Origin of the sequence: Salinivibrio sp. PR5 (assembly GCF_001996085.1) — a bacterium.
In the GTDB taxonomy this organism is placed as follows: Bacteria; Pseudomonadota; Gammaproteobacteria; order Enterobacterales; family Vibrionaceae; genus Salinivibrio; species Salinivibrio proteolyticus.
In genome coordinates, this window is sequence record NZ_MUFK01000035.1 from 1 (window position 1) to 24,522 (window position 24,522).

22 protein-coding genes and 2 riboswitches are annotated in these 24,522 nt (G+C 49.5%); of the genes, 12 read left to right on the forward strand and 10 right to left on the reverse strand.

Translation table 11 applies throughout. The features are described from left to right. Positions 1 to 298: 298 nt before the first annotated feature. From BZG82_RS12180 to BZG82_RS12200, 5 genes are all read left to right on the forward strand, one after another. Complete coding sequence (locus BZG82_RS12180; protein WP_077765943.1) at positions 299 to 1,555, forward strand: imelysin family protein; 1,257 nt, start codon at positions 299 to 301, stop codon at positions 1,553 to 1,555. Positions 1,556 to 1,613: 58 nt separating this feature from the next. Then, entirely contained in the window at positions 1,614 to 3,011 is a 1,398-nt protein-coding gene (locus tag BZG82_RS12185; protein WP_077765944.1) for a di-heme oxidoreductase family protein, read from the forward strand. Between the two features lie 36 nt (positions 3,012 to 3,047). Continuing rightward, positions 3,048 to 4,061 (forward strand): imelysin family protein, encoded by a 1,014-nt coding sequence (locus tag BZG82_RS12190; RefSeq protein WP_077678381.1) that lies wholly within the window; start codon positions 3,048 to 3,050, stop codon positions 4,059 to 4,061. Then, positions 4,051 to 5,148 (forward strand): DUF1513 domain-containing protein, encoded by a 1,098-nt coding sequence (locus BZG82_RS12195; RefSeq protein WP_077765945.1) that lies wholly within the window; start codon positions 4,051 to 4,053, stop codon positions 5,146 to 5,148. Before BZG82_RS12190 ends, BZG82_RS12195 begins: the two co-directional genes overlap by 11 nt. Before the next feature lie 151 nt (positions 5,149 to 5,299). After that, positions 5,300 to 7,039 (forward strand): L,D-transpeptidase family protein, encoded by a 1,740-nt coding sequence (locus tag BZG82_RS12200; RefSeq protein ID WP_077765946.1) that lies wholly within the window; start codon positions 5,300 to 5,302, stop codon positions 7,037 to 7,039. A gap of 91 nt (positions 7,040 to 7,130) precedes the next feature. On the opposite strand, the gene BZG82_RS12205 is transcribed toward BZG82_RS12200, so the two are convergent. Beyond that, positions 7,131 to 8,864: a GNAT family N-acyltransferase gene (locus BZG82_RS12205; RefSeq protein WP_077480591.1), complete on the reverse strand. Its 1,734-nt coding sequence runs from the start codon at positions 8,862 to 8,864 to the stop codon at positions 7,131 to 7,133. Positions 8,865 to 9,177: 313 nt separating this feature from the next. Between BZG82_RS12205 and BZG82_RS12210 the strand changes: the two genes are divergently transcribed. Next, positions 9,178 to 9,822: an MBL fold metallo-hydrolase gene (locus tag BZG82_RS12210; protein ID WP_069587035.1), complete on the forward strand. Its 645-nt coding sequence runs from the start codon at positions 9,178 to 9,180 to the stop codon at positions 9,820 to 9,822. 33 nt (positions 9,823 to 9,855) lie between these two features. Here the strand turns inward: BZG82_RS12210 and BZG82_RS12215 are convergent, their stop codons facing one another. After that, complete coding sequence (locus tag BZG82_RS12215) at positions 9,856 to 10,539, reverse strand: DUF2982 domain-containing protein (RefSeq protein WP_077765947.1); 684 nt, start codon at positions 10,537 to 10,539, stop codon at positions 9,856 to 9,858. A gap of 316 nt (positions 10,540 to 10,855) precedes the next feature. Between BZG82_RS12215 and BZG82_RS12220 the strand changes: the two genes are divergently transcribed. Both BZG82_RS12220 and BZG82_RS12225 read left to right on the forward strand, forming a co-directional pair. Further along, on the forward strand, positions 10,856 to 11,218 hold the full coding sequence (locus tag BZG82_RS12220; protein ID WP_077480595.1) for a MarR family transcriptional regulator: 363 nt from the start codon (positions 10,856 to 10,858) through the stop codon (positions 11,216 to 11,218). 300 nt (positions 11,219 to 11,518) lie between these two features. Beyond that, positions 11,519 to 11,926, forward strand: coding sequence for a hypothetical protein (locus tag BZG82_RS12225; RefSeq protein WP_077480597.1), 408 nt, complete (start codon positions 11,519 to 11,521; stop codon positions 11,924 to 11,926). Positions 11,927 to 11,950: 24 nt separating this feature from the next. Here the strand turns inward: BZG82_RS12225 and BZG82_RS12230 are convergent, their stop codons facing one another. Next, positions 11,951 to 12,364: a hypothetical protein gene (locus BZG82_RS12230; RefSeq protein WP_077661983.1), complete on the reverse strand. Its 414-nt coding sequence runs from the start codon at positions 12,362 to 12,364 to the stop codon at positions 11,951 to 11,953. A 256-nt stretch (positions 12,365 to 12,620) separates the two neighbouring features. Between BZG82_RS12230 and BZG82_RS12235 the strand changes: the two genes are divergently transcribed. Next, on the forward strand, positions 12,621 to 13,238 hold the full coding sequence (locus tag BZG82_RS12235; protein WP_077765948.1) for a thiopurine S-methyltransferase: 618 nt from the start codon (positions 12,621 to 12,623) through the stop codon (positions 13,236 to 13,238). Positions 13,239 to 13,275: 37 nt separating this feature from the next. Here BZG82_RS12235 and BZG82_RS12240 read toward each other — a convergent pair whose 3' ends face one another. The 6 genes from BZG82_RS12240 to BZG82_RS12265 form a co-directional block, all read right to left on the reverse strand. Beyond that, positions 13,276 to 14,175, reverse strand: a complete 900-nt coding sequence (locus BZG82_RS12240) for a DMT family transporter (RefSeq protein ID WP_198928557.1) — start codon at positions 14,173 to 14,175, stop codon at positions 13,276 to 13,278. A gap of 89 nt (positions 14,176 to 14,264) precedes the next feature. Next, positions 14,265 to 15,161, reverse strand: coding sequence for a cytidine deaminase (gene cdd, locus BZG82_RS12245; protein WP_077661981.1), 897 nt, complete (start codon positions 15,159 to 15,161; stop codon positions 14,265 to 14,267). Between the two features lie 182 nt (positions 15,162 to 15,343). After that, positions 15,344 to 16,102, reverse strand: coding sequence for an ABC transporter substrate-binding protein (locus tag BZG82_RS12250; protein WP_077765949.1), 759 nt, complete (start codon positions 16,100 to 16,102; stop codon positions 15,344 to 15,346). A 73-nt stretch (positions 16,103 to 16,175) separates the two neighbouring features. Further along, positions 16,176 to 16,667, reverse strand: a complete 492-nt coding sequence (locus tag BZG82_RS12255; RefSeq protein ID WP_077480609.1) for a winged helix-turn-helix domain-containing protein — start codon at positions 16,665 to 16,667, stop codon at positions 16,176 to 16,178. Between the two features lie 199 nt (positions 16,668 to 16,866). Continuing rightward, entirely contained in the window at positions 16,867 to 18,288 is a 1,422-nt protein-coding gene (gene sbcB / locus BZG82_RS12260; protein ID WP_077765959.1) for an exodeoxyribonuclease I, read from the reverse strand. A gap of 160 nt (positions 18,289 to 18,448) precedes the next feature. Next, entirely contained in the window at positions 18,449 to 19,033 is a 585-nt protein-coding gene (locus BZG82_RS12265; RefSeq protein ID WP_069587020.1) for an FMN-dependent NADH-azoreductase, read from the reverse strand. Positions 19,034 to 19,339: 306 nt separating this feature from the next. Here BZG82_RS12265 and BZG82_RS12270 point away from each other — a divergent pair, with 306 nt between their 5' ends. Then, on the forward strand, positions 19,340 to 20,017 hold the full coding sequence (locus tag BZG82_RS12270) for an HAD family hydrolase (protein WP_241837375.1): 678 nt from the start codon (positions 19,340 to 19,342) through the stop codon (positions 20,015 to 20,017). A 119-nt stretch (positions 20,018 to 20,136) separates the two neighbouring features. Here the strand turns inward: BZG82_RS12270 and BZG82_RS12275 are convergent, their stop codons facing one another. After that, positions 20,137 to 21,540 (reverse strand): alanine/glycine:cation symporter family protein, encoded by a 1,404-nt coding sequence (locus BZG82_RS12275; RefSeq protein WP_077765950.1) that lies wholly within the window; start codon positions 21,538 to 21,540, stop codon positions 20,137 to 20,139. Positions 21,541 to 21,619: 79 nt separating this feature from the next. Next, positions 21,620 to 21,699: riboswitch (glycine riboswitch) on the reverse strand. 2 nt (positions 21,700 to 21,701) lie between these two features. Next, positions 21,702 to 21,789, reverse strand: a riboswitch (glycine riboswitch). Between the two features lie 254 nt (positions 21,790 to 22,043). Between BZG82_RS12275 and BZG82_RS12280 the strand changes: the two genes are divergently transcribed. Both BZG82_RS12280 and BZG82_RS12285 read left to right on the forward strand, forming a co-directional pair. Beyond that, positions 22,044 to 23,210, forward strand: coding sequence for a J domain-containing protein (locus BZG82_RS12280; protein WP_158076008.1), 1,167 nt, complete (start codon positions 22,044 to 22,046; stop codon positions 23,208 to 23,210). Between the two features lie 121 nt (positions 23,211 to 23,331). After that, entirely contained in the window at positions 23,332 to 24,495 is a 1,164-nt protein-coding gene (locus BZG82_RS12285; protein ID WP_077480615.1) for an amidase family protein, read from the forward strand. Positions 24,496 to 24,522 lie beyond the last annotated feature (27 nt).

Below are 24,522 nucleotides of genomic sequence, written 5' to 3' on the forward strand. Positions count from 1 at the left end.
GTCTTTCAGTATATTATAATCGTTAGAGTTCAAATTAAATCTAATTTATTGTTATTTTTAGCTCTTTCAGTGACACAGTGCAAAAAGCACTACTTTGTCACAAACTTTCCTGCCAAACAGGTCCGATCAGCGTTGCAACTCGTTGTATTCAACACTAAGCATAATGGGTCGATCACATAAAGAGAAATAACGCAAATTGCTTGTTGCATTCAGTTACACATTGCTTAAAATCGCTTGCCAATAAAAGAGAATGGTTCTCATAACCATTTGAATCTCACTAGCGAAGGATAAAGGTATTATGGAACTGACCCCTTTTAAGCGTAATCTTATCGCGCTTTCCCTTTTTGCGGCACCTTTAGGTGCACAGGCAGCGACCCAGCAGGACGTTGTTGAACATTACGCTGACATTGCTCATGCGGTATTTGCTGATTCATACACAACAGCTATCGCGTTAGAGCAGGCCATCGATACGTTTGTTGCTAAACCTTCTGAACAAACTCTTCAAGCAGCAAAAAAAGCATGGCTCGATGCGCGTGTACCTTACCAACAATCGGAAGTTTTCCGTTTTGGTAACGCTATTGTCGACGATTGGGAAGGGCAACTCAATGCTTGGCCACTCGATGAAGGCCTGATTGATTATGTTGCTGATGGATATCAAGCGGAATTAGGTAATGCGGGCGCGACGGCCAATATTATTGCTAACCAGTCCATTCAAATTGGTGCCACTAAGCTCGACGTTGCTGAGATCACACCTGACTTGCTGGCAAGTTTGAATGAAGTGGGTGGGTCAGAAGCCAATGTGGCGTCTGGATATCACGCGATTGAGTTTTTGCTGTGGGGACAAGATTTACATGGCACCCAAGCAGGCGCCGGTGAGCGTCCTTACACCGACTTTGCTTATGGTGAAGCATGTACGCACGGTAACTGCGACCGTCGTCGTGACTATCTGAAAGCGGCGGCCGATCTGTTGGTCGATGATTTGGCGTGGATGCGCGACCAATGGGCGGAAGGAAACAAAGATAACTACCGAGCGACCTTACTGTCGGACTCGAGCGAAAATGGCTTGCGCAAAATGCTGTTTGGTATGGGATCACTGTCTTTGGGTGAGCTTGCCGGTGAGCGTATGAAAGTGGCCCTGGAAGCGAACTCAACTGAAGATGAACATGATTGCTTCTCAGACAACACACACAACTCGCACTTTTACAACGAGCAAGGTATTTACAACGTTCTGACAGGCTCCTATCAGCGTGTGGATGGTAGTGAACTGACTGGCCCTTCGATTTTGGATCTGGTTGCTGAAAAAGACCCACAAGCGGCAAAAGAGATCAAAGCGAGCTTTGATAAAGCGCACCAACAAGTCAAAACCTTGGTTGTGTCGGCTGAGCAAAACAACGTGCATTTTGATCAGTTGATTGCCGCAGGCAACACAGAGGGTAACGCGCTAGTTAACCAATCGATTTTTGCACTGGTTGATCAAACCAAGCACATTGAACGTGCCGCCAAACTGATTGGTATTGATAACCTCAACCCAGATACCGCGGACCACCAATTCTAATTTAGCCGCGAAAGACAAGCCCCGTTCAGCGGGGCTTTTTGCTTTGTCAGGATACACTATGAAGCCCTATGTCATTGCTTACCTCAGTGCAGCGTGTATAAGTGCGTTGTACCTTCCTTCCAGCCTTGCATTTGAACGCACCTCGGGTGGCAGTACCACTGTTATCAAAGAAGGGCAGAATGCCTTTTCACAGCCAGCCGCTAACCTTCCGATGAGTGAGCGCATCGATTTTAGCGTCGGCAACAGTTTTTTTCGTAACCCCTGGGTAAGTTCGCCAGCATCGACGGATGCGCGCGATGGGCTGGGACCTTTATTCAATACCAATGGTTGCCAAAACTGCCACATTAAAGATGGCCGTGGTCATCCGCCAGAAGCGGGGGATATTAACGCGGTTTCGATGTTAGTACGGCTAAGCGTACCGGCGTTGAGTGACGCGGAAAAACAAAGGCTGATCCAGTACGGCAATATTCCCGAGCCAAATTACGGTGGCCAGTTACAAGACTTCGCACTACCGGGCGCCAAACCAGAAGGAAAAGTGACACTCTCTTACCAGCCAGTAACGGTCACATTCGAAGACGGAGAATCGGTGACACTGCGCAAGCCTAACATTGCGATCACCGATTTAAACTACGGTCCTATGGCTGAGAATGTGCAGATGTCTGCACGCATTGCGCCGCCCATGATTGGACTGGGACTGCTTGAGTCGATTGCCGCTGAGGATATCTACGCGCTGGCCGATCCCAGTGATGATAATGGCGATGGGATTTCGGGACGGGCAAACCAAGTCTGGGACGTCGAACAAGGGCGTACCGCATTGGGTCGTTTTGGCTGGAAAGCCGGTTTGCCAACCGTTAAACAACAAAATGCAGCGGCCTTTAACGGTGATGTCGGCCTCACGACCTCCATGTTCCCGCATCACAATTGCATGCCTTCGCAATCCGTTTGTGAAGATATGCCAAATGGAGGAACGCCGGAGGTAAGTGACAATATTCTCTCGTTTGTTACCTTTTATGCCCGCCATCTTGCCGTGCCAGCGCGCCGTAATATGCAAGATCCTAGTGTAAAACAAGGACAGGCGCTGTTCGTTGACGCGGGCTGCCATGCATGTCATGTCCCGACTTTTACCACCCCAAAGCGGCCTGACTTACCGGCATTGAGCGAGCAGACCATTCATCCGTATACGGATTTGCTGTTGCATGACATGGGAGAGGGGCTTGCTGACCACCGCGGCGAGTTTATTGCCAACGGCCGAGAGTGGCGTACTGCCCCGCTTTGGGGAATTGGCTACACCAAAGAAGTTAGCCCAGAAGCAACATACCTTCATGATGGACGCGCGCGTACCCTGATGGAAGCGATTTTATGGCATGATGGTGAAGCCGCGATAGCCAAACAGGCAGTACTAGGCATGTCTAAAACAGAGCGTGATGCCTTGGTTGCTTTCTTACGCTCATTATAACGGTATTAACTAACACGATTATTGGAGTCATATCGCATGCGTTTTCGACTCAATGCTGTGGCGGTGCTCTCTGTGAGCGCCACGCTATGGCTAACGGGATGTTTATCCCAAACTGAGACAGGGCCTAATCATGGCTTGTGGCAGCTGCAAAAACAACGTAGTGAGCATTTTAAACAAACGGCAGCGCAACTTGCCTCAACCACAGCAGCGGTATGTGATGATCGCGCGACTGTGGCAGAGGCTCGTGCGGCATGGCAAACCACAATGGCGGCATGGATGCCGCTACAAGGGGTAGAAAAGGGCTCGGAGCAAGCGCTCGCACAAAGTTGGCGCATCCAATTCTATCCGGACAAGAAAAACACCACCGGACGTAAAATCAATGCGTTGCTTGCTACCGATAAAACATGGCAAGCGAATGACTTGGCCGAGCAAAGCGTCGCGGTCCAAGGTGTTGGTGCAATGGAATGGCTGCTTTATGACGCCCAAGCGGACATGCGTGATGCCAAACAATGTCAGCTCGCGAAAGCGGTGAGTGGCCGATTATCGCAAACTGCCAGTGCCTTGAATGAGGCTTGGCAGCAAAATCCGTGGCAGGGCATGCCCCCATCGATGGCGATGGCGGAAAAACTTGGTGCATTGAACCACCAGTTAGATTATGTAATGAAGAAGCTTTCAAACCCATTGGGTAAGCCGGGTTTTCCCAACCCGTACCAAGGCGAAGCATGGCGTTCTCGCCATTCGTTAGCGCTATTGGGCGAAAGTATTAAAGCGATGCAGGCGATGTATCATGCTGATGGTGGTATTGAGCAGGCACTGCGCGAGCGTGGTTTTGAAAAGATCGCAGATCGGGTTAGCGAGCATTGGCAGCTTGCCTATGACAGTGTGCCGACGGACGGGGTGCCACTGTTTGAGCGCCTTAATAGCGTTGACGGGTATCGCGATATGCTCACGGTGTACAATAACTTGGAATACCTCAAGTTAGTGCTAAATGGGCAGGTCGCGCAAGATTTGGGTATCGTTGTAGGGTTTAATGCCACCGATGGAGACTAGTCTTAAACGTCGCCGTTTGCTTAAAGCGGCCTTAATGGGCGCGGCGCTTCCTTCCGTCGTGAGCTTAGTGGCAGGCTGTAGCGAAAAAGAATCGCAAAAGGCCTGCACCTTGCTGGGCTGTGCCTTGAGCACGGATGGCTCTTACGCGGTGGTGGGCGCTGATGATACCGGCCAGCCGCTGTTTCGTCTGCCGTTACCAGATCGTGGTCATGGTGTCGCAGCCCAGCGTCGTCACATAGGCAGTTTGGCCGTGGCGTTTGCGCGTCGTCCCGGTGATTTCATGCAGGTTTTTGATTATCAACGTGGAGTGACCTTGTCACAAGTTGATGCCGAGCCGGATCGTTATTTCTATGGCCACGGTGCTATTTCTGACGATGGCCAATGGTTGTATACCACAGAAGGAAAACGCCAAACCAGTGAAGGCGTGATCGGTGTGTATCGCTTGTCACCCGACGGTCAAGTGAGCAAGGTGCGTGAGATCAGTGGTTTTGGTATTGGGCCCCATGAAATCGCTTTGTACGATGCGCAAACGCTGGTGGTGGGTGTGGGCGGTATGCACACAGATGGCCGTACGGTATTGAACATCAATGAAATGCAGCCCGCGTTAGTCTATCTCGACATTGCCAGTGGTGAAGTCGTTGAGCGTGCCGAGTTGGCGAATAAAAAGCTCAGTATTCGCCATCTTATGGTGTCTCATGATGGTTATGTGGCCACCGGCCAACAGTATCACGGCGATGATAATGCGCCTTTGGTCGCGATTCATCGTCGCGGCGAGCCCATGCGACAGCTCACTGCAGAACCAGAGCAGTGGGCGCGATTTAACAATTATGTTGCCAGTATTGCGACCTTAAATGGTTGGATTGTGGCGACCTCTCCGCGAGGAAATTGTTATGGGATCTGGTCACTCGACAGTGGCGAGATGATCGGTCTTCACCCGTTGGTCGATGCGTCCGGGGCGAGTCGCGATGGCGATGTGATCAACCTCAGCTCTGGAGGAGGGAAAATGGTCACGCTGAATACCGCACACACGCCGGATTATCATATGACACCGGTGCGTTGGGATAACCACTGGATAACACTGGTGTAATCTTGCTCGGGTAAAATCAAATATCGGCAGCATCGTTTTGCTGCCGTTTTTTGTGCCATATTCCTGCCGCAAAGCGATCAAAATCAGACTATCATTTTGCTTCTGTCAGGCGAAATTTTGCCATAATTAAAGCATGGAGTAGGAGGTGTTTATGAAAATAAGGCCGGACGCTTATTTGGCTAACCTTCTGATTGTATTCAGCTTATTCTTATCGCCTGTCCATGCGGCATCGCCTAACAGCAGTGGCAGTGTGCGGTTTTTGACCGAATCAGCCGGACAGTCTTTGTCTGCCGATGAGCATCATCAACGCGCCTATCAGCATGCCCGAGATTGGCTGCAAGCGGCCGCGCCGGATGCCACTGTGCTTGCCTATCCTGACCTACTCACGCGTGACTATCTGGAACATGGATTCGTTTTGCTGTGGGAGCGAGACGATGCGCGCTATGAACTCGAAACACAAGTTAACGTCATTTCACTTGCTGGGATCAGCCCCGAGTTTGAATGGCGAGCATGGCAATTACGCCAGCTTCGCGAGCAAGGCCAAGATTTGGCTTACGATGTGTTTGCGACCGATACCCTCTATGCACTGCTCAGCTATCAGGCCGCTATTCCCCAGAAAGGAAAACAATGGTTTTTTGGCGCTCAACATCGCGCGCCACTTCCAGCGCCTGCTTTGCCCATGCGGGAACAGGTATTTCAGGCTGGGTTAGATCATACACTGTACGCCTTTTTATACCATCGCCGCCCGGCTAATCAGCAATATCGCGCGTTAGTGACCGAAATTATCCGGCTACAACAAGATGCGAACCAACTGTGGCCAACGGTGACATTAAACGGATTAGTCAGACCCAATGAGGCGGTTGCGACAACCTTTGCGTTGAATTTGGTAGAAAATCTGCGGCGACAAGGGTTTTGGGGGGATGATCAACGGCTACAAGCGATTGATGGGCACAGCGTTCGTTTTGGCGGAGATTTGTTGGCGGCCGTACGCGAATTCCAAGCGCAACATGGACTGACGGTGGATGGCATTATTGGCCCATCGACGGCAAAGTGGCTAAACCGTGATGCGCAAGACCGTATTCGATTACTCGCGCTCAATGCTGAGCGGCTTCGTCTATGGCCGGATGATCAGCCGAATCGTATTGTGGTCAATATTCCCGATTACCGGATGACACTATGGTTTGATGACCAAAGTGTGTTTGAAAGTAAGGTCGTGGTCGGACGCACATCGCGCCGTACACCGTTATTTTCTTCTCGGCTTGATTCGGTAGTGCTTAACCCCAGCTGGAACGTGCCACAAAGCATCGTGCGACGGGACATTTTGCCAAAACTAGCGCGTGATGAGTCTTACCTCAGCCAAAACCATTATCGAATTCTGCCTGATTGGCACAGCGATCAAAGCATCGATCCGACCACGATTGACTGGCAGCAAGTGCGGGTTGAAGGGTTTCCTTACCGCTTGCAGCAAGCGCCGGGCAAGTTAAATGCCTTGGGACGATTTAAATTTAACACCCCTAATCGCAATGCGATTTATCTACACGATACACCGGCACGTAGCTTGTTCAGTAAATCACGCCGCGCGTTTAGCTCCGGCTGTATTCGGGTGGAATATGCCGAGGAGCTGGCCAATGTATTGCTCGATTTGTCAGGACAACGTTTGACCGACTATCAAACCTATCTGGATGCGACGCAAACCAAGTGGATCAGTTTGCGTCGCCCACTCGCCGTACAAACCATATATCAAACGGCGTGGGTGACGGAAGATGGGCGCGTTGCGTTTCGAGATGATGTTTACGCCTATGACACCAAACCTAATCGTGATGTCACGACGCGGGAGCCGAGTTATTTAACCCAGCAGCGACCGCTGCAAAAAAACGAACATACTCAATAGTCCTAATAAACATCCAGAAGCGCGCGGTCTCTATATAGATGACTGAGGCTAAGCGGCACGAGGGTGTCGCGCCGCTGCAAAACGCTGAGGTCTATTCGGTTTGATGGGCCAAATGAGGGGCGATATAGCGCTGATAGCGTTTGGCTTTAAGCTTGGTTAAATCAACGAGGACCAAACCATCAATACAGTCGGCAAAGTCCGGATCGACGCCGAAATCTAAAAACTGTACGCCGCCAGGCTCGCATAACTCACTGTACTGCTTGTACAAAGTCGGGATCCCGACGCCAAGGTGATCCAATAGCATTTTGAGCTGTTTGAGATCACGCTGATAATCATCGCCACTAAAATGGGCAAGTAATTCACTCTCTTTCGCGGCTGCCAAACGGTAGGGGCGTTTAGAGCGTGCGTAATCACTGTCACCGGCAAAATAGGTGCGGTAAAAAAAGATCAGCAACTCTTTGGCCGCTTGTGGCATGGCGTTGCTGATAGTCACTGGGCCAAATAAGTATCGATACTGAGGACGCTGGGCTAACAGGGCACCAATACCAAGCCATAGATAGTCGAGACTGCGCTTGCCCCAATACTTAGGCTGCACAAAGCTGCGACCGAGTTCCAATCCCTGTGCAAGAAAGGGCTGCATACCTTGCTCAAAGTCGAACAAACTAGCACTGTAGATCCCCTCTATTCCTTGAGCTGCCAAGGTTTTTTGGGTATCACACAGCCGATAAGCACCGACAATATCCAGCTCGACCGGATCCCAGAGCACAAGGTGCCAATAATGCTGATCGAATTTATCGAGATCGCGTCGAGCTCCCGTCCCTTCTCCAACCGCGCGAAAGGCGACTTCGCGTAAACGCCCAATTTCTCGCATGATGGGTGAGTCGGCTTGATAGTCGATGAGAAAGATCAGCTTACCGTCGGGAGTTTCACCCAGTTTTTCACTGGTTTCTAGCGCACGCTTGAGATCTAACCGCGGTTCAGGAGCGGCAATTGCAGCTTCGGTGGGGAATAAACCGGGCTTACCTTTTCCCAATCGGTAGAGGTGTTTGTGAAATAGCTTTACTCTCGTTCTCACCGGGAGATTAGCACTAGCGCTGTAGCTATGGTGTGGGATCATTTCACCAATAGTAAAGACGATGGTTTTATTCTCTTGGCGGAACATTTCCTCTACCAAGAGTAAGGTCGACAAGGGTTTATATACCATGGACGCGCCATAAAAGGTGGCAGAGTTTCGTCCGTCAACATGAATAGGAAGGATTGGAGCCTTGGCTTTGGTCGCCATCCGTAAAAAGCCTTGTTGCCATGGACCATCTTTAATGCCAGACGGCGCGACGCGCGACACTTCTCCGGCAGGGAAGATAATTAGCGCGCCGTCGTGATCGAGCCATTGGTTGATGTTTTGGAGATTTTCTTTGGGGGTGCGTCCGCCCATGTTGTTGACGGGGAGCAGACACGAATGCAAAGGAGTAATTTGCATAAGAAGCTCGTTCGCGATCACTTTTACATCAGGACGTACCGAACGCACCATTTTTAGCAATGCCAAGCCGTCTAGCGATCCAATCGGATGATTGGCGATAATGACTACGCGTCCAGATTCAGGAATGCGCTCTTTTTCGCGATCACTGACGCGATAGCTGAAATTAAAGTAATCCAGTACCTGCTCGACAAACTCAAACCCTTGTAGGTGAGGATAACGCTGGGCGAATTCGTGGAATTCCTGCTCGTGTAACAGTCGTCGCAACGTTTTAATCATGGGGCGTTTAAGCCACGCGCGTTGCTCAAGTTTGGGGTAATTCGAAGCTAATACCTTATCAACATCAAACATAGTCAACCTTGCGTCCAAAACCGTGCTCATGCACTGTTTGGTTAGACGTTAAAAACGACATTTGCTTACATCCTCACAGTCTTTAGTGCGAACTCATCGCACATAACGCGGTAAAGATCACAAAATAGCCGCTATCTATGGTTGGTGGGGGTCACCATAACCGTATAGGCATCAATGCTAGGTAGGAAAGGTGACAACGGCTTGGCAGCACAGTTGCAAACTCATGACAGCGTGGCATAGTGATGCCCATATTCATTAGCGTAGACAGAGACGGTTGTGTGTGACACGGCCTCGCGAATAAAAGGGATCTCTCATGGCGTTGCATTACGAGATTGTGCCTGTTACGGCATTTCAACAAAATTGCTCCATCATTTGGTGTGATAAAACCAAGCAAGCCGCCGTTGTCGATCCGGGTGGTGATATTGCGAAAGTGCGCCAAATGATTCATGCACTTGACGTTACAGTAACGAAAATTTTGCTAACCCACGGTCACCTTGATCATGTGGGTGGAACGGTTGAGCTTGCCAAAGCGTTAGATATTCCAGTGATTGGGCCGCATAAAGAAGATGCTTTTTGGCTGCAAGCCTTGCCTGCACAGGCGCAGATGTTTGGCTTTGCGCACGCCGAGCCGTTTGAGCCGGACCAATGGCTGGAACAAGGCGATACGGTAACGGTTGGAGAAGGACAATTATCGGTATTATTTACTCCGGGCCACACGCCAGGTCATATCGTTTTTGTGGACGAGCAAGGCCGTACAGCGTGGGTTGGCGATGTGCTATTCAATGGCGGGATTGGCCGCACTGATTTTCCTAAAGGGGATCACGCAACCTTGATCAATGCCATCAAAAACACCTTATTGCCGGTGGGGGACGATGTGACTTTCATTCCGGGTCATGGCCCGACGTCCACGTTAGGGCATGAGCGACAAACCAACCCCTTCCTGACCGGCGCGTTTTAGCACCGTTCGATAGGTAGTTGCGCTCGTCGCTGTTCAATCTTGAGCAGCGGCGAGATAGCGTCGCGTCACGCCCACAAAATCCTCCAACGGCCTATCCAATAAATCCTCACTGACGAAAATGTCATAGCCAAGAAGCTCGCGTGTATAGCGCATGCGATTGGCGAGCATCGCCATCAGTCCTTTGTATAGGATACCGTTTTCTCCGCGATATGGCGTATCGTCAAACATCATATCTTCAAGTGGTTTACTGGGCTTACTGGGGGCTCGGCGATAGGCGGTAATTAACAGCGCGCGCTGAGTCATAATAATATGTGTGACCATACGCAGACTGATCCCCTCGAGAAGAGCGTCATAGTGCTTGATTTTAATCCCCACCCAAGGGAGAGGCTCACTGATCCCTTCTTGCCGATAAACCTGAGGAATACCGATGGCTGCGATATTTTTCCACTTCAATGCCCAACCACCACGAAAACTATGATGCTGCAGGTGCATAAAAGAGAGGGAAAAGGAGAGTTGTACGCGTTGTAGCAATTTATTGATGGCGAAAAAAATGGCGATGATAGCGATTAATCCCAGTACGCCTTGGCCGAATGACAAAGTAGGTTGGATCAGAAAAAAACACACTAACCCGAATGCAACCGCCATGGCTGCGAGCATGCTCCATCGTGCAGCTTCAAATTGCGGAGGATAGATTTTAACCGTTTTTAGCGTGTCCATGATCCTACGTGCAACCTGTGGGTAAAAAATCAGCGATGTCGGCGCTTCACTTTGCGGGTGGATTCGCCAACTAGCGACACTAAGTCTCGAGTCGAAAACGTCTCTTCTTTTAACCAGTATACGTGGAAAGTGTCTGATTAGTTTGCCTAAAAAACACTGGATTGGTAAACATTTGTCGCGGAATATCACGATCTTTACGCGTACTCGGGCACACTTACCTACAAAAGAGCGTCAAAATTTGGTATAAAACGCGCTTTGTTTTTCACCCGCTGCATTCAGAGGCTCTGAACGTAGTGCATCGGAGTAGGATGATTGAATGAAAATCTCTCACAAGCGTAAGGTACAATTCAAACTGAACAAGCGTGTAAAGGCAGCGTCGCCAGCGCGTCAGCGTCCAGTTAAAACTCAGCCAGTTGCCGCAGCGAAGCCTGCACCTGCTGTCGCGCCAGCAGCTGCTGCAAGCGTGTCAGTGTCACTCACGCCAAAGCAACAGCAAGTGCTTGATATTGTACAAGCCAACCCAGAAGGGATTAACCCGAAGGGCATCGGTTTAGCTGCCGGTCAAGAAGATAGCAAAGCCGCCTCTTGGGCGACAGGCGCGCTGAAAAAACTCACCGAAGAGGGTGTTGTGGAGCGTGTGCAAGTGGCATCTAACAAGGTTATCTACAAAGCCTGTTAATCGCATTTGCTGGCCCGCTTAAGCTGCTGATGGCGTCGATACTATTAGCGTTTAAGCGGGTTACTCACCCCACCTACCTTCCTTATACGTTTTTCTTATTTTCATGTGGCAATAACGTGAATAATGCAGTTATTTTTCATTGAATTGTTCTTTTATTGTTAAGAAATCTTGTCATTATTACGCATTCGCGTGATTAAAGCTTGATCAGACGCAAAATACTGTATGATCTTCCAGACATCTGTTTAAAACTGCATATAGTAGAGGGACGTCAGTTTTCTTTCTTTGTCTGGAGGTAAAGCCATGGAAGTGCTGTCTACCCAGCTGAAAACACCGACTGAAGTCGTTTTCGACTACACCCATTTTTTATGTGAAGAACAGCAGCCCAACTGGACGTTCGTTGATATATTTCGCAGTTTGTTGCCCGCATTTAATACGGTGCTTGAGCATCACGCCCAACAGGCATTGACTGCCCAAGATCGTTTGCATCAGCAAGCGGCACAGGTACTATCATTTCGCAATACAGATACGGTTAACTTGGTGCGCCTAGCTAAATTGGCTCAGCAACAAAATATTCGCGAGCTGACCATTTTGATGCCCTATGCGCTGGAGTATCGTCAAATGGAAGCGATTAGCGACCAAACGGGGGCACTGTTGGAATACAGCAACGAAAATCGTGAGTGGGTACGCCTCACTTTTCCCGCTGTCTAATCTTTAGTGTCTCAGCGGATTGCTTCAATGGCAGTGCAACACGGCTGGATTTACAAATGCCACCCACTGTGTACCTGTTTCATAGTGAGTGATTTGCTCGGCTTGTGGTGAAAAGGCCAACACAGCGCAAGAGGTATTGGCTTTCACGGCACCTTCTATGAGTGCGCAATCATTATAACCGTTGCGGCTGCGGATCACTCTCACCTGATCAGGATGAATTCCCCATTGCAGAAGATGTTTGGCCGTAAATGTGCGCGGTGGATTGATGACAGTGATCCATTTGGGCTGTCGTGCCTTGAGCGCTAATGCTCGCATCATCGCTTGCCAATGAGTTTGTCGTGCATCTTGCATCGCATACGTGGCGGTGTGTGTTAACGGCGCGGTATTGGTTGCGTGATGTACGGGTGTAATATTGGTAAGTGATGATGTCGTGTACATGCTAATACCTGTATATATGATCAATACTGTATGTATGAACAGTATTATTAAATCTGAAATTTGGCAAGTTGCCTGATGATTAATTTGTGATCAGGATCGTTATCTCTATCGTGTTGTGATCGGAAAGGTGATAGTCGAACAAGGAGCGTTCGTGAACAAAACGACACTGTTTTGTAGGTGCAGGGACCGGCCACCTCTCTGCATCTTCAGGGAATTCAGATATAATCAAGGACTTTTGAATAGAGTCGGAGAGAGCATGGAGCAAGAGTTTTGGCATCAACGTTGGGCCGAAAATCAAATTGGCTTTCATCGCGATAGCGTACACCCCATGTTGATGGCGTATTGGTCTGCACTGAATCCGCGTTTGGACGAGGAAGTGCTGGTTCCGTTGTGTGGTAAATCTATCGATCTGAACTGGCTAGCCGAGCGTCACGAGCGTGTGATTGGGGTAGAGCTTAGTGATATCGCCGTGCGCGCTTTTTTCTCTGAAAACCTTTACACACCGCAAGTGTATACGGCGCCCTCTGGACATACGCACTATTGCTTTGATGAGTTAGAGTTGATCAGTGGTGACTTTTTCACTGCGCGTTTGCAGCCGGCATCGTTAATTTATGATCGGGCGGCGCTAGTGGCAATGCCACCATCGATGCGTCAGCAGTATGTGGATCGCGTCACTTCCTTACTGGCCCCAGGCGGTCGCATGTTGCTTATCACTCTGTTTTATCCGCAAAGTGATGATCATCCGCCATTCTCTATGGATGAACAGCTGGTTAGGCAGGCCTATCAAGGGATGAAAGTGACCTTGCTCGATACCTGTACCGAACCCTGTGGTGAGCGAGGGGAGCAAGTCTGGCTTATTCAAGCCGCTGAATAATGATAAAAAAGGGCCTGATGGCCCTTTATCGAGTGCGTTACGCTGGTTTGGCTTTAGTGGCGTGATACTGACGGGATTCCCAATGCGTGATGAAGAACACGGCGGCAATAATAATGCCGGCCCCTAACCATAACCGACCGGGTGGAATCCAACTAAAGACTAACCAGCCAAATAACACATTTAACGGCAATTTGGCGTGATCAAACGGCTGAACAAATGAGGCATCTGCAACGGCATAAGCCTTGGCTATCGCCCATTGAGCTAAGGCGGTGAGCAAGCCAGCCCCGATTAGCATCCACCACGCTGTCGCACTCGCTGGTAGCGTCCAATCCGGAACGGCAAGCAATAAGTTAAAGGGCGTGATCAAGAGTAACAAGTAGACCACCATGGTTGTTGGCGGATCATAGGCTGATAATCGTTTGACCATCAACGAATAAGTGGCCCAAAAAAACGCGGCACCGACAGGCAAGAGTGTAGCCCAAGTAAATCCGTCTGACCAAGGCTCTAAGATAATCATCGCACCACAGAAGCCCGCGAGAGTTGCTAGGCTGCGAGCGATACCAACACGTTCGCGTAAAAATAACCCAGATCCGATAGTGGCAAATAAGGGGGAAGTCATAAGCAGAGCAATACCTTGCCAAATCGGTACAGGATAGGCGAGGGCCCACAGCCACAGTTGAATACCAATCACCGAGATAAACACGCGCAGACAGTGTTTTCCTAAATGCTGTGTTTTTAATGCTTGACGCATACCCAACTGTATTAGCCAAGGGATCATCGCAACCAGTGCGATCGCATATTGAATAAAGGCGACGGTGGTCGACGGTAGGCCGAGTTTAAAACTGACGTATTGTGAGAGGCTATTAACCAGCGCAAAACAGAGGCCGGCGATCAACATCCAAACAGCACCTTGGATGGGATTATGAATTTGTTTCATCGCTGTGGTTATCCGAAAAAATATGCTCGGATAGTAGCGCAAAATAGGCCGCAGAGCGACTAGAAATCAATGCGGCCTGATGTTTTGTATTAAGCTCTTAACCCTGCATATAACAAGGGAATGTCGGGATTAATGGCATCCAAGCTCGCTTGGGTGTCGGCCAAATGGCTCACGGTGCTGTTCACCACTTCGGCTAAAGCCACAGAGGCAATCTGATCCCACGAGTAACCCGCCATATTGGCGGCAATTAAAGCAACTTGCAGTGGAGGCAAACTCGGATTAAAGGCCGCATTTTCAGCATACATTCCTTTAAACACATGACCGTCATTTGTTTCAATCGCGACACCGCTGTAGTTACTGGAATAAGGCGCATGGCTAATGTTCGCCGCTTCAACGGCTTGTTTAAGCAGAGGATCGTCAATATCGTCTGCCGTTAAGCCTTGCGTTTGGTCGGTAAGCAGTCGCGCTTCAATACCGAGGTCGGCAGGGCCAAATGCTTCGGGAAGGTAAGTGTGCAGTGATTTAGCGTCCGATTTAGGCAGTTGAATCACTAAGTCCTCAGCACCATTTAACTCGTTCATAAACTGACGACAGTGACCGCAAGGGCTGTAATTAATGGTGATGTCGGTTAAGCGCGTCGCCCCTTTGGTCCATGCGTGGCTGATCGCAGATTGTTCTGCATGCACGGTTTGTCCAAGTTGAACGCCAGTCAGTTCGATATTTGCACCTAGGTATAAAGTGCCATCTTCTCCTCTGACAATCGCCCCTACATTAAAACGAGAAATGGGTGTCACCGCATAAGCTGCGGCTAATGGGAGCAAAGCAAGGCGCAATGCCGCGCCAGACAGGCCACTTGCGGCTTCCATGTCTGCCACTTGCGCGGGCGTAAAGGTCGCATCAAACGCCGATGCGTGAAGCCATTCCGAGACAGTGCTCTGTAGTGAGTCTGGCAATTGTGTCAGTGCGTCAATGAGTGCGGTTCGCATAGCATCACTTCTAAATGGTTAACGGCCTATCAGTGTAGAGAAGCGATCTTGATAAATGTGTGAGTAATGTCACGCATATAATGCAAAGACGATCTTGTTGCTCAAACTTAGAGTGACGTCAACATTTTTAAGCCTGTAAATACAGTCACTATGATTGCTTTTAAATACAAGTGTGCAGGTTGCTATTCAGGCTGCCAATCCACGTAAGGGCGATGAACTTTGTAGTACTCACGCGCTAACGTGCCATTTTCACGCAGGCGTGTGATCAACGCAGTGAGGTAGGCATCAATAGCCTCACCTTTCTCTCCCTTAGGGATCACAAATACATCTTGAAAATCAGCGAAGTGAGCACGACGAATATTTGTTAATCCTAACTGTTTGAGTATTAAATCTGCTTCTTCTTGCGCCCACACGAATCCGTCAATACGGCCTGCAGCAAGGCGACGTAAAGATTGCGTAATACTGTGGGAGCGTGTGACTTTAAATGGCATGTAGTAGGGCACGGCTTCGATCGTGTAACGCTCGGGATTAGCCCAAAGGACATCAACCGGTAGCGGCTTATGTTTGTTGGTATACAAAACATGGGTAACATCGCCAAACGATTCGCTGCTAAATGCAAACGGTAAATCGGTGACTGTTTTCGTTGGACGCACGGCAGGTAGCATTAAATCGGCGTTGCCCTGTACGATGCCATTAATCGCGCGATGAATGGGAAAAACTTCAATGTCGATTTGTACGTGCGGATCTTGCGCATCGAGAAAGCGCACAAAATCCACGAAAGGCCCTGACCCGTCAAGTTGAATCAGACCTGGCAGTTCCCCCATATGGATCACGAGTGTTTGTGGTACACCGTTTTGATGATTGGTGCCGCTCTGTGCCCATGCGGCAGGGGCCGACAGAAGAGTAATGTAGAGTAGCAATAGCAACAAATGTTTTGCCATGTCGCCTCCATTCTACTGATAAAAAGCTTGCGAACAGATGTTGTGTGCTCGCTAGCCCACAAGAATAAAACTCCTAAGTGAGCAACGCTGTAATGCCAATAATCACACTGGCAGCGCTAAGTAATACAATCAGTGGTTTGGTGATACTAAAGTCTGCCGCTTGTAAATCATCCGGTTTCGCGAGCGATGGTGTCTCATCGGCTTGTGGTTGCGCTCTCGGTGCGGGTCGGTGCGACAGGGTTTGTTGGGGTAGGGCAACGCGGTAGCCAAACTCGCCCACCACTTCAAAGGGCAAGCATTTTTTGCCGTTACGATAGGATTTTGCCATTAAGGACGTCACCACACTTTGGTGCTGCGCAAACGAGCTATCCGGTAACGCGACTTGCTTAAACAGCGTGCGGCTGGATAACACTTCTCCCGCGTAGTAACAAAGCATTTCTAGCATGCGTGACTCTTCGTAGGACAGTACCGTGATGGTTTGGTCGGTCCAATATAAGGTTCTGCTTTCTGGTTCGAAATCAACATCCGCAAATCGATAACAGCGCGTATTCACTTTGGTTGTCATGATTGAGCCCACTCCACACGATACTCTTTTTAAAAGTGTGGACTCAAATCACGGATCTGCAACTAGAATATGGACGTTTTTTTTGGTAGACGAAGTTGGGCAGCGTGTGAGGAAATTTTGAAAAGCGATTATCTATCAGAAAGATAGTAGGCATTCCCTTGCCAGTGGCTCCGATGACACCACGGCAAGGGAAGCAAAATTAACTGACCAAGGATTCCACATAATGGTACACCGCTTTGAGGATCTTCAGCTGGTGTTCATCGTCTTGGTGAGCATCGACCAATTGCTGTAAGTTTTCCATGTATGCAGGCAAGTGGGTCTCGAAATAGTCGCGACGGTGCATAAACCACTTTTGCTGCTCAGCGTCAGTCAGTGTCCACGGATAATTACGCGCGCGATAGCGGAACAGCAGAGGCTTTATACGCCAGTCATCGACGCTCAAATCGAGCGCGGCAAGGTTTTCAGGATCGCGCGCACGAATAATTTCCATCGCACTTTGATCACTTTTCGAGAAAAAACCTGCATATAGGGCACTATCGACGTCTTGATCGTCAAAAGGTTTTGATTCGGCAAAGACGGCAACCAGTTTTTCTCTTAGCTCTGGTGCGGCTTTGAGCGCTTTTAGATGACGCAAGCAGGCTTCGCGATCCACCCCTAAGCGCGCAGCATCTTCCGGACGTAGCGTTTTGGCATCGGCTAAGACCGGGCATTTGTTGATGTGCACCAGTTTTAGTGGTGCCGGTAATTCATCCTCCGCGAGCGCATGATGAGGTGTATATAAACGCTCGCGCAGCGCATCGGCATCCAGCTCAAAAAGAGGTGCTGGGTCTCGCGCCAAATCAATGGTGATCACCGCATTGGGATTTTCAGGATGCCAAGCAACCGGCACGATCCAACTGGTGTTGCTTCGCTCGGTGCCAAACATACCCGAGACATGAACCAGTGGGGTCATATTCACCACATCAATCAAGGTTTTGATTTTGTTTTTATGGCGATGGGTCAGTAAATAATTAAATAAACGCGGTTGCGCAGCTTTTACTTTTTTGGCGAGCTCAATGGTGGCGTATACATCCGCCATAGCATCATGCGCATTGCTATGCTCAATACCGTTAGCAACAGACAGTTTTTCTAGCTTAAAGCTTGGCTTACCATTTTCATCGAGCGGCCACTCAATACCCTCGGGGCGCAACGCATAGCAAGCGCGCATCACATCGAGTAAATCCCACCGTGAATTTCCGTTTTGCCAACTCCAACCGTACGGGTCATAAAAGTTACGGTACAACGTGTAGCGGGTCACCTCATCATCAAAGCGTACATTGTTATATCCGAAGACACAGGTATTTGGCTGAGAGAGCGCCTCATGGATACGGGCGATAAATTCGGGCTCAGGTAAGCCTTTTTTTACCGCTAACTGTGGTGTGATCCCGGTGATTAAGCAGGCCTCTGGTGCGGGCAAATAATCATTCGGTGGCTGACAAAACAGCACTAAGGGCTCGCCAATAACGTTGAAGTCACTATCAGTGCGCACGCCGGCAAACTGACAAGGGCGGTCTTTACCCGGGTGGGTGCCAAAGGTCTCAAAGTCGTAGATAAAAAACGTTGGCTGGGCGGTGTCGGTCACAATCGCATCCAATCTGATCAAAGAAAAGAAAGCAGGCTCAACCACCTGCGTTAGACCGCACATGGTAACATTGGCGTCGCGGATCACCAATCCTCGCGCGCGCTAACCTAAACGCCTACACATTGGCAGGCGTTTACACCAAACAGTGGGTCTTTTGCGATTAAGAAGCCAGCTTTTTGAGCTGCTGTTTTGCATCGTCAATGGCTTTGCTGGCCAAGTCTTCACCCATGGCGAGGCCTTCCGCGTACACAAACTCAACGTCTGTAATACCAATAAAACCAAGTACGGTTTGCATATAACCTGTCACGTGATCGGTGTTACCGCCTTTGTGCATCCCGCCTCGCGTGGTGACAACGATGGCGCGCTTACCTGTCACCAAGCCTTCAGGACCATTTTCGGTATAGCGAAATGTCACGCCAGCACGGGCAATAAGATCAATCCACGCTTTCAGCTGCACGGGCACCGTGAAGTTATACATAGGGGCGGCGATGATTAGCGTATCGCTTTGTTGGATCTCGTTAATCAGTTGGTCAGAAAGCGCCAACGTTTGCTGCTGACGTTCATTCAGATCACTGCCGCCACGAAGGCCACCGGCAAGCTCGCCGTCAAGGATCGGCAATGGGTTGGCTGCCAAGTCACGCTCAACCAAAGAATCAGGGGATAGGTTGTTCACCACGCCATCGATCACGGCGTTCGAGCTAGAATGGGGGCCAAGAATACTTGATTTGATGACAAGCGCTTTCATTACGTTCTCCTTTAAATTAACGGTCTGCATGTTGCGACCTTGGTTAGTGTAGAGTTTGGGCGTAAAAACACCACGTCAAGGATTCGTTAAACTTGTTCAAAAATTTCGTTGATGTAACAACTTTTCGAGTGAGCATTGGCAGTTAGCAAGCAGGGGCGTATGATTGCGCTCGGCTGTCGTCCAAAATGTAAAAATAATGTTATAATAGCCGTTGTGTCGGATAGACAGCTTGCATTGGGGAAGCGCCACAATCAAATCAACAAGCCGTGTGCTTGTGTGGACGCAACGGGATTTGAGGAATAGCGCGTGAAAAATTTATTTATGTTAGACGTGGATGGTACGCTGGTAGATAGCTGCCACATGGACCACGAGTGTTTTAGTGAAGCTATTTTTGCTGTGACGGGACTAACGGTACCTGATGATTGGGGGGGATACACCAACATCACCGACGCAGGTATCATTGAAGAACTCATCGATAAAAACGACCTGAAAAAAGAAAAGATCACCATTTTCCGAGAAGTGAAACGTGTGTTTATGCAAAAGCTCGCGCACGCAATTGCGGAAAAAGGCATGGCACCTATTCCGGGCGCGGTCGAGTTTATCAATGAGATGCGTCAAGTACCCTCTGTCGCCCTTGCCATTGCGACGGGCGGCTGGGAAGAAACTGCACGGATGAAGTTAAAGGCCGCCGGTTTTAATGTCGATGGTATCGTATTCTCATCATGCTCTGATGCGATGAGCCGTAGTGAAGTGATGGCACTCGCGGCGTTCCGCGCCAAGCAAGATTATGGCGTGCAGTTTGATCGCCGAATTTATTTTGGTGACGGGGTATGGGACAAACAGGCGACCCAATCACTGGATTATGAGTTCGTCGCGGTAGGGGATAAAGTGGAACACCACACCCGAATCAACGATTTTGTTAATCCACGCGCCATTTTAGGGCGTTTAGGGATAGAAGAAATCGACGCGGTGAAGTTTGCGTAAGCCATTACTGCCTGTTGATTAATACGTAAAAGCCGGTGAGGTGTACTCACCGGCTTTTTTACGTTTGCTGTTGAGCGTTGCCAAGCGGTTAACGAGTTACTTATCTCCTTGGCAGCAAATTAATGCGCTTGGCTGCAAGTGGTATGCTCGGTGCGGGCTGGGCCAGCTTCCTCTTGATTGAAATAGGCGCGCGTTTCGTTGATCACCACATGGCGAAGTAACAACAAGCCAATAAGGTTCGGGATCGCCATTAAGCCATTAACGATATCAGCAAGGATCCAAATGGTGTTCAGATGAATAAAGGATCCTGATGCAATCAATCCAATAAAGATGATTTTATACAAATAGATCGCACGCTTTCCGAACAAGTAAGCGACACAACGCTCGCCGTAGTAATGCCAGCCTAAAATAGTGGTGAAGGCAAAAAATAACAGGCCAATATTTACCAGCATCGGCCCAATACTGCTCTCCATACCGACCGCAAAGGCATGGGAGGTCATCGCGGCCCCCGCCAGCTCCCCTGACCATGATTGGGTCAGAATGAGGGTCAGGCCCGTCATGGTACAAATCACCAGTGTATCGATAAAAGTACCGGTCATGGAAACAAGGCCTTGCTCAACACACGAGTCGGTTTTGGCGGCAGCCGCGGCGATAGGGGCGCTGCCCAGTCCTGACTCATTGGAAAATACGCCGCGTGCAATACCGGCTTGAATCGCAAGCATCATCCCCGCACCGGCAAAACCGCCAGTTGCAGCCATTCCCGTAAACGCAGACTCAAAGACCAGCGCGACGGCGTGTGGGAGTTGTTCAATGTTCGCCCCGAGCACCCATAAACACGCGACCACATAGAATATCGCCATTACGGGAACGATTTTGGCGGCCACAGCGGAAATCGACTTTACCCCGCCAATGGTTACGAGGGCGACCAGTACGGTTAAGATGCCTGCAACCGCCACGGTGGGAATATTAAACAGGTGAGTGGCAGCACTGCTGATGGCGTTAACTTGCGGGAAGGTGCCAATACCAAAGCAGGCGACGCCTAATCCAAACAGCGCGAACAGCTTTGCCAACAGCGGTTGTCCAGCCCCTTTAGAAAGGTACATCATCGGCCCGCCCAGCATATTGCCTTTGTGGTCGGTTTCGCGATACTTCACCGCCAGCAAGCATTCTGCGTATTTGGTTGCCATGCCTAAAAACGCGGCTAGCCACATCCAGAATAGGGCGCCTGGTCCACCCAACGCGATAGCGGTGGCGACACCAATAATATTTCCTGTTCCTATGGTGGCGGACAGTGCGGTGCACAATGCCGCAAAGCCAGAAACATCACCTTTGGTTGAAGCATCCGCTGGTTTAAAAATTTGTTTTAGTGCAAAAGGTAAACGGCGTAGCTGGATCAACTCTAACCGTACGGTAAAGAACAAACCGGTTCCGGTGAGCAGTAGTAATAGCGGTGGGCCCCATATCCAGTCATCAATGGTGGCGAGAAGTGATGGTATATCCGGTAGTTGAGTTAGAAATTGCATTTATCCCCCTTTAAACATCAAAGGAGGAGATAAGCCACACTAATATTAACAAAAGTGCTACATATTGGGGTGGGTATCTCCTCTGTCCTTTTGCCTGAGAGTTTCACTTGAAAACAAGCTTGCTCCTTCGGCGCCCGACTTAACGGGTCTCTCCAGAGGCTCCTCCAACAGCAGTCCATACATTTAAGTGCCTGAAAGATTTACTTCTTCGGCGGATGGCGAATGCCACCTCTCTCCTGCTGTCTTCATCGGAACGTCATATTGCGGTAAGTATGATAGATCACAGAAATATGAATGCAATGCAAAAATGAACAAACAGTTCTATCAGCTAAAGAAGTGCGCAAAATTTGCACTCTTTAAACTTTTATCTGTGAACGGTACGGTGCTGGCTATACTGAAATTTCGACCGATGAATGCTCAATAAATGTGACCGTATGCCGATAACACGGATCAACACCTTGTGATTGAGTTTGCAAGACGAAGCCGTAACGATGGGCCCTGATATGACCACTTGGAACGAACTTTTAGGCGTTGGCGCCAGTGAAAGCGCTGAGCAAATTAAACAACGCTATCGTCAACTTTCGATTCGCGTGCATCCAGATAAAGGCGGAAGCACAGGGTTGATGCAGCTTGTCAGTGAAGCGTATCAAGCGGTTAAAAATGGCAAGGGCGATCACAGCCCGCTCGACAGTCAACAATCTGCTGGTGGCACGGCAGCATTGCGTAGCCAAGTGGCGCGGTTACAAAAAGAACTCGCCGCATTGCAGCAAGAGAATCGAACTTTACGAGCCCGCCAAGCGAACAACCAAATCCCCGCGCACCTGACCGCGAAAATTGCCAAGCTGGAGTTTGATAATGGCCAATGGCGGGAGCACTATCAGAAGCTGGAAAAGCAACATCATGTCTTAGAAGAGCAGCATCAGCGATTATCAAAGCAACATGACAGTGACAAGAAAAAGAGCAAACAGCTCAATCGAGAATTAAAACAGGCATTATCTCAGGTTGAACAACTGGAAACCGAGCTCAAACACAAAGCGACACCAGTAACGCTAAAAGCCGCAAAGCCCGGCTTAGCATGGCGTTGGGTATTGGCTTCTTGGGGCGTGATTGCAGTGCTGATGCTGCCGACAAGCCACTGGCAAAGCATGATGAGGACGTTGTTAGGCCAGTCAGCTCCAGAGGTGGCGCAACGTGTCAGAATTGTCGAACCGTTGGAGAATAATCAAACCACGGCGCCTGTATCAACACCAACACCGCAGGTAAGCGACTCGCGTGCGTCGATGCCGACAGCACCGATGATTCAGCTAACTGCAACAGCGAATCAATGGCATGTAAGCCAGTTTGATAAAGTGCCACAACCTTATCTCGCGTTACGCAGTGAGCAAGGTTCGTATGTGGTAGCCAATTGCCAAGGGGAGTTTTACGTCTACCTCAATACCACCTATCAACCTTTACGCGTACCGCCAAACCTTGACTACATTACTCAGCGGCAACACTTTCATGTGTATGCAATTCCCTACGGACAAGGCGCGTCGATTGATAGTTGGCAGCTCGCCCGCAAAGTGAAAATATTTGACGATACCTTTGTCAGTGAGGATCTTGCCCCTCAACTCAGTGCGTTTGAACAATCGTGTCAACGAGCACCAGGGCTGACAGCGGCAAACTTTTAAAAAACCAGTAACATTTTCATTTGCATCGACATGGTTTACCGCCCAACTCAGGCGTCTGATGTGTCGCGCCTGTATTACACTGATCAATAAGGCTCGATTGATTTTGTGATAAGGAACGCCAATGTTAGACCAAGCCATGTTTGCACATCGGTATGATCCACCTCGTCAGGATAGCGGCGGTGGGGTATTCAGGCGTTATCACATTGCTGTTTCTCACTCTGTAGCGGTAGAAGGTTTGGTGTCGGGGATCGGTATTCCTGCATGGTCGGAAGGGCGCACTGAGTCGGCCAAAGATGCGGCGGTGCTGCACACTATGATGACCCAAGGCGCCAATTTAATTGGCCAACTGCAAGTGGATCCGCTTGCCTTTAGCATTACTGGCCTCAATCCTTTCTACGCTGAGCTTCGCAATCCAAAGTACCGTAAGTATCGCGTCGGCGGCAGTAATGCAGGGATTGCTGTCGCAGTCGCAAAAAAACTGGCTCACTTAGGCCTTGGTAATGATGCTTTCGGCGGTGTACGCATTCCAGCGGCACATTGTGGCTTATTTGGCTATCGGCCCACGCCAGGACTCATCGACGCGAGTGGTTTGTTACCTGCGGCAGAAACGTTTGATAACCCGGGCGTCTGTAGTGCTGCATTAGCGCCAATTAGCCAGTTCCAAGAGCTGGTGGCGAAACCTTCAACGGCGATCAAAAACATTGTCGGCGTTGTGTTGGCGGAACCTATCTTCGCACTTTACTACAGTGATGAAGCAATGGATTGTTTCTACAAAAAATTGGATGCGTTACCTTTACCGCATGAAACCACACTGGCGATGAACAAACTGGTCTTAACACGGATTGAGAACGCACAAGTTGCCATTGCCAGCCATGAGTTTTTGCTGGTCTATCAAGAATGGCTGGAAAAGCAAAAGCTGGACTTGCCATCTTCCACACAAAGCTATTTGGCTCGCCTTCAAGCAATTACTTACAAAGACCATTTCCAAGCGAAAAAAACGCGCAAGCAACTCAGAGATACCGTGTGTGCGATGTGGCCAAGTGATAAAGTGTTAATTTTACCGTCCACACCGGGCGAGATCTTGCCAAGAGACGCAGGCCAAGAGCAAAGCGACATCTTTAATTTGGCGCAAAGACGCCTTATGGCGCTGGCCGATGTTTGTGGGCTACCGCAGTTAACCTTGCCATTATTTAGCCACCAAGACTCCCCTTACGGTGTCACATTGCTGGCACACCCCAACAAAGATAAGTTATTGATGGAAGTAGCACACCGTTGGGTAGGCTAAGCTTGATTCTAGAATCTTTAGCCACGC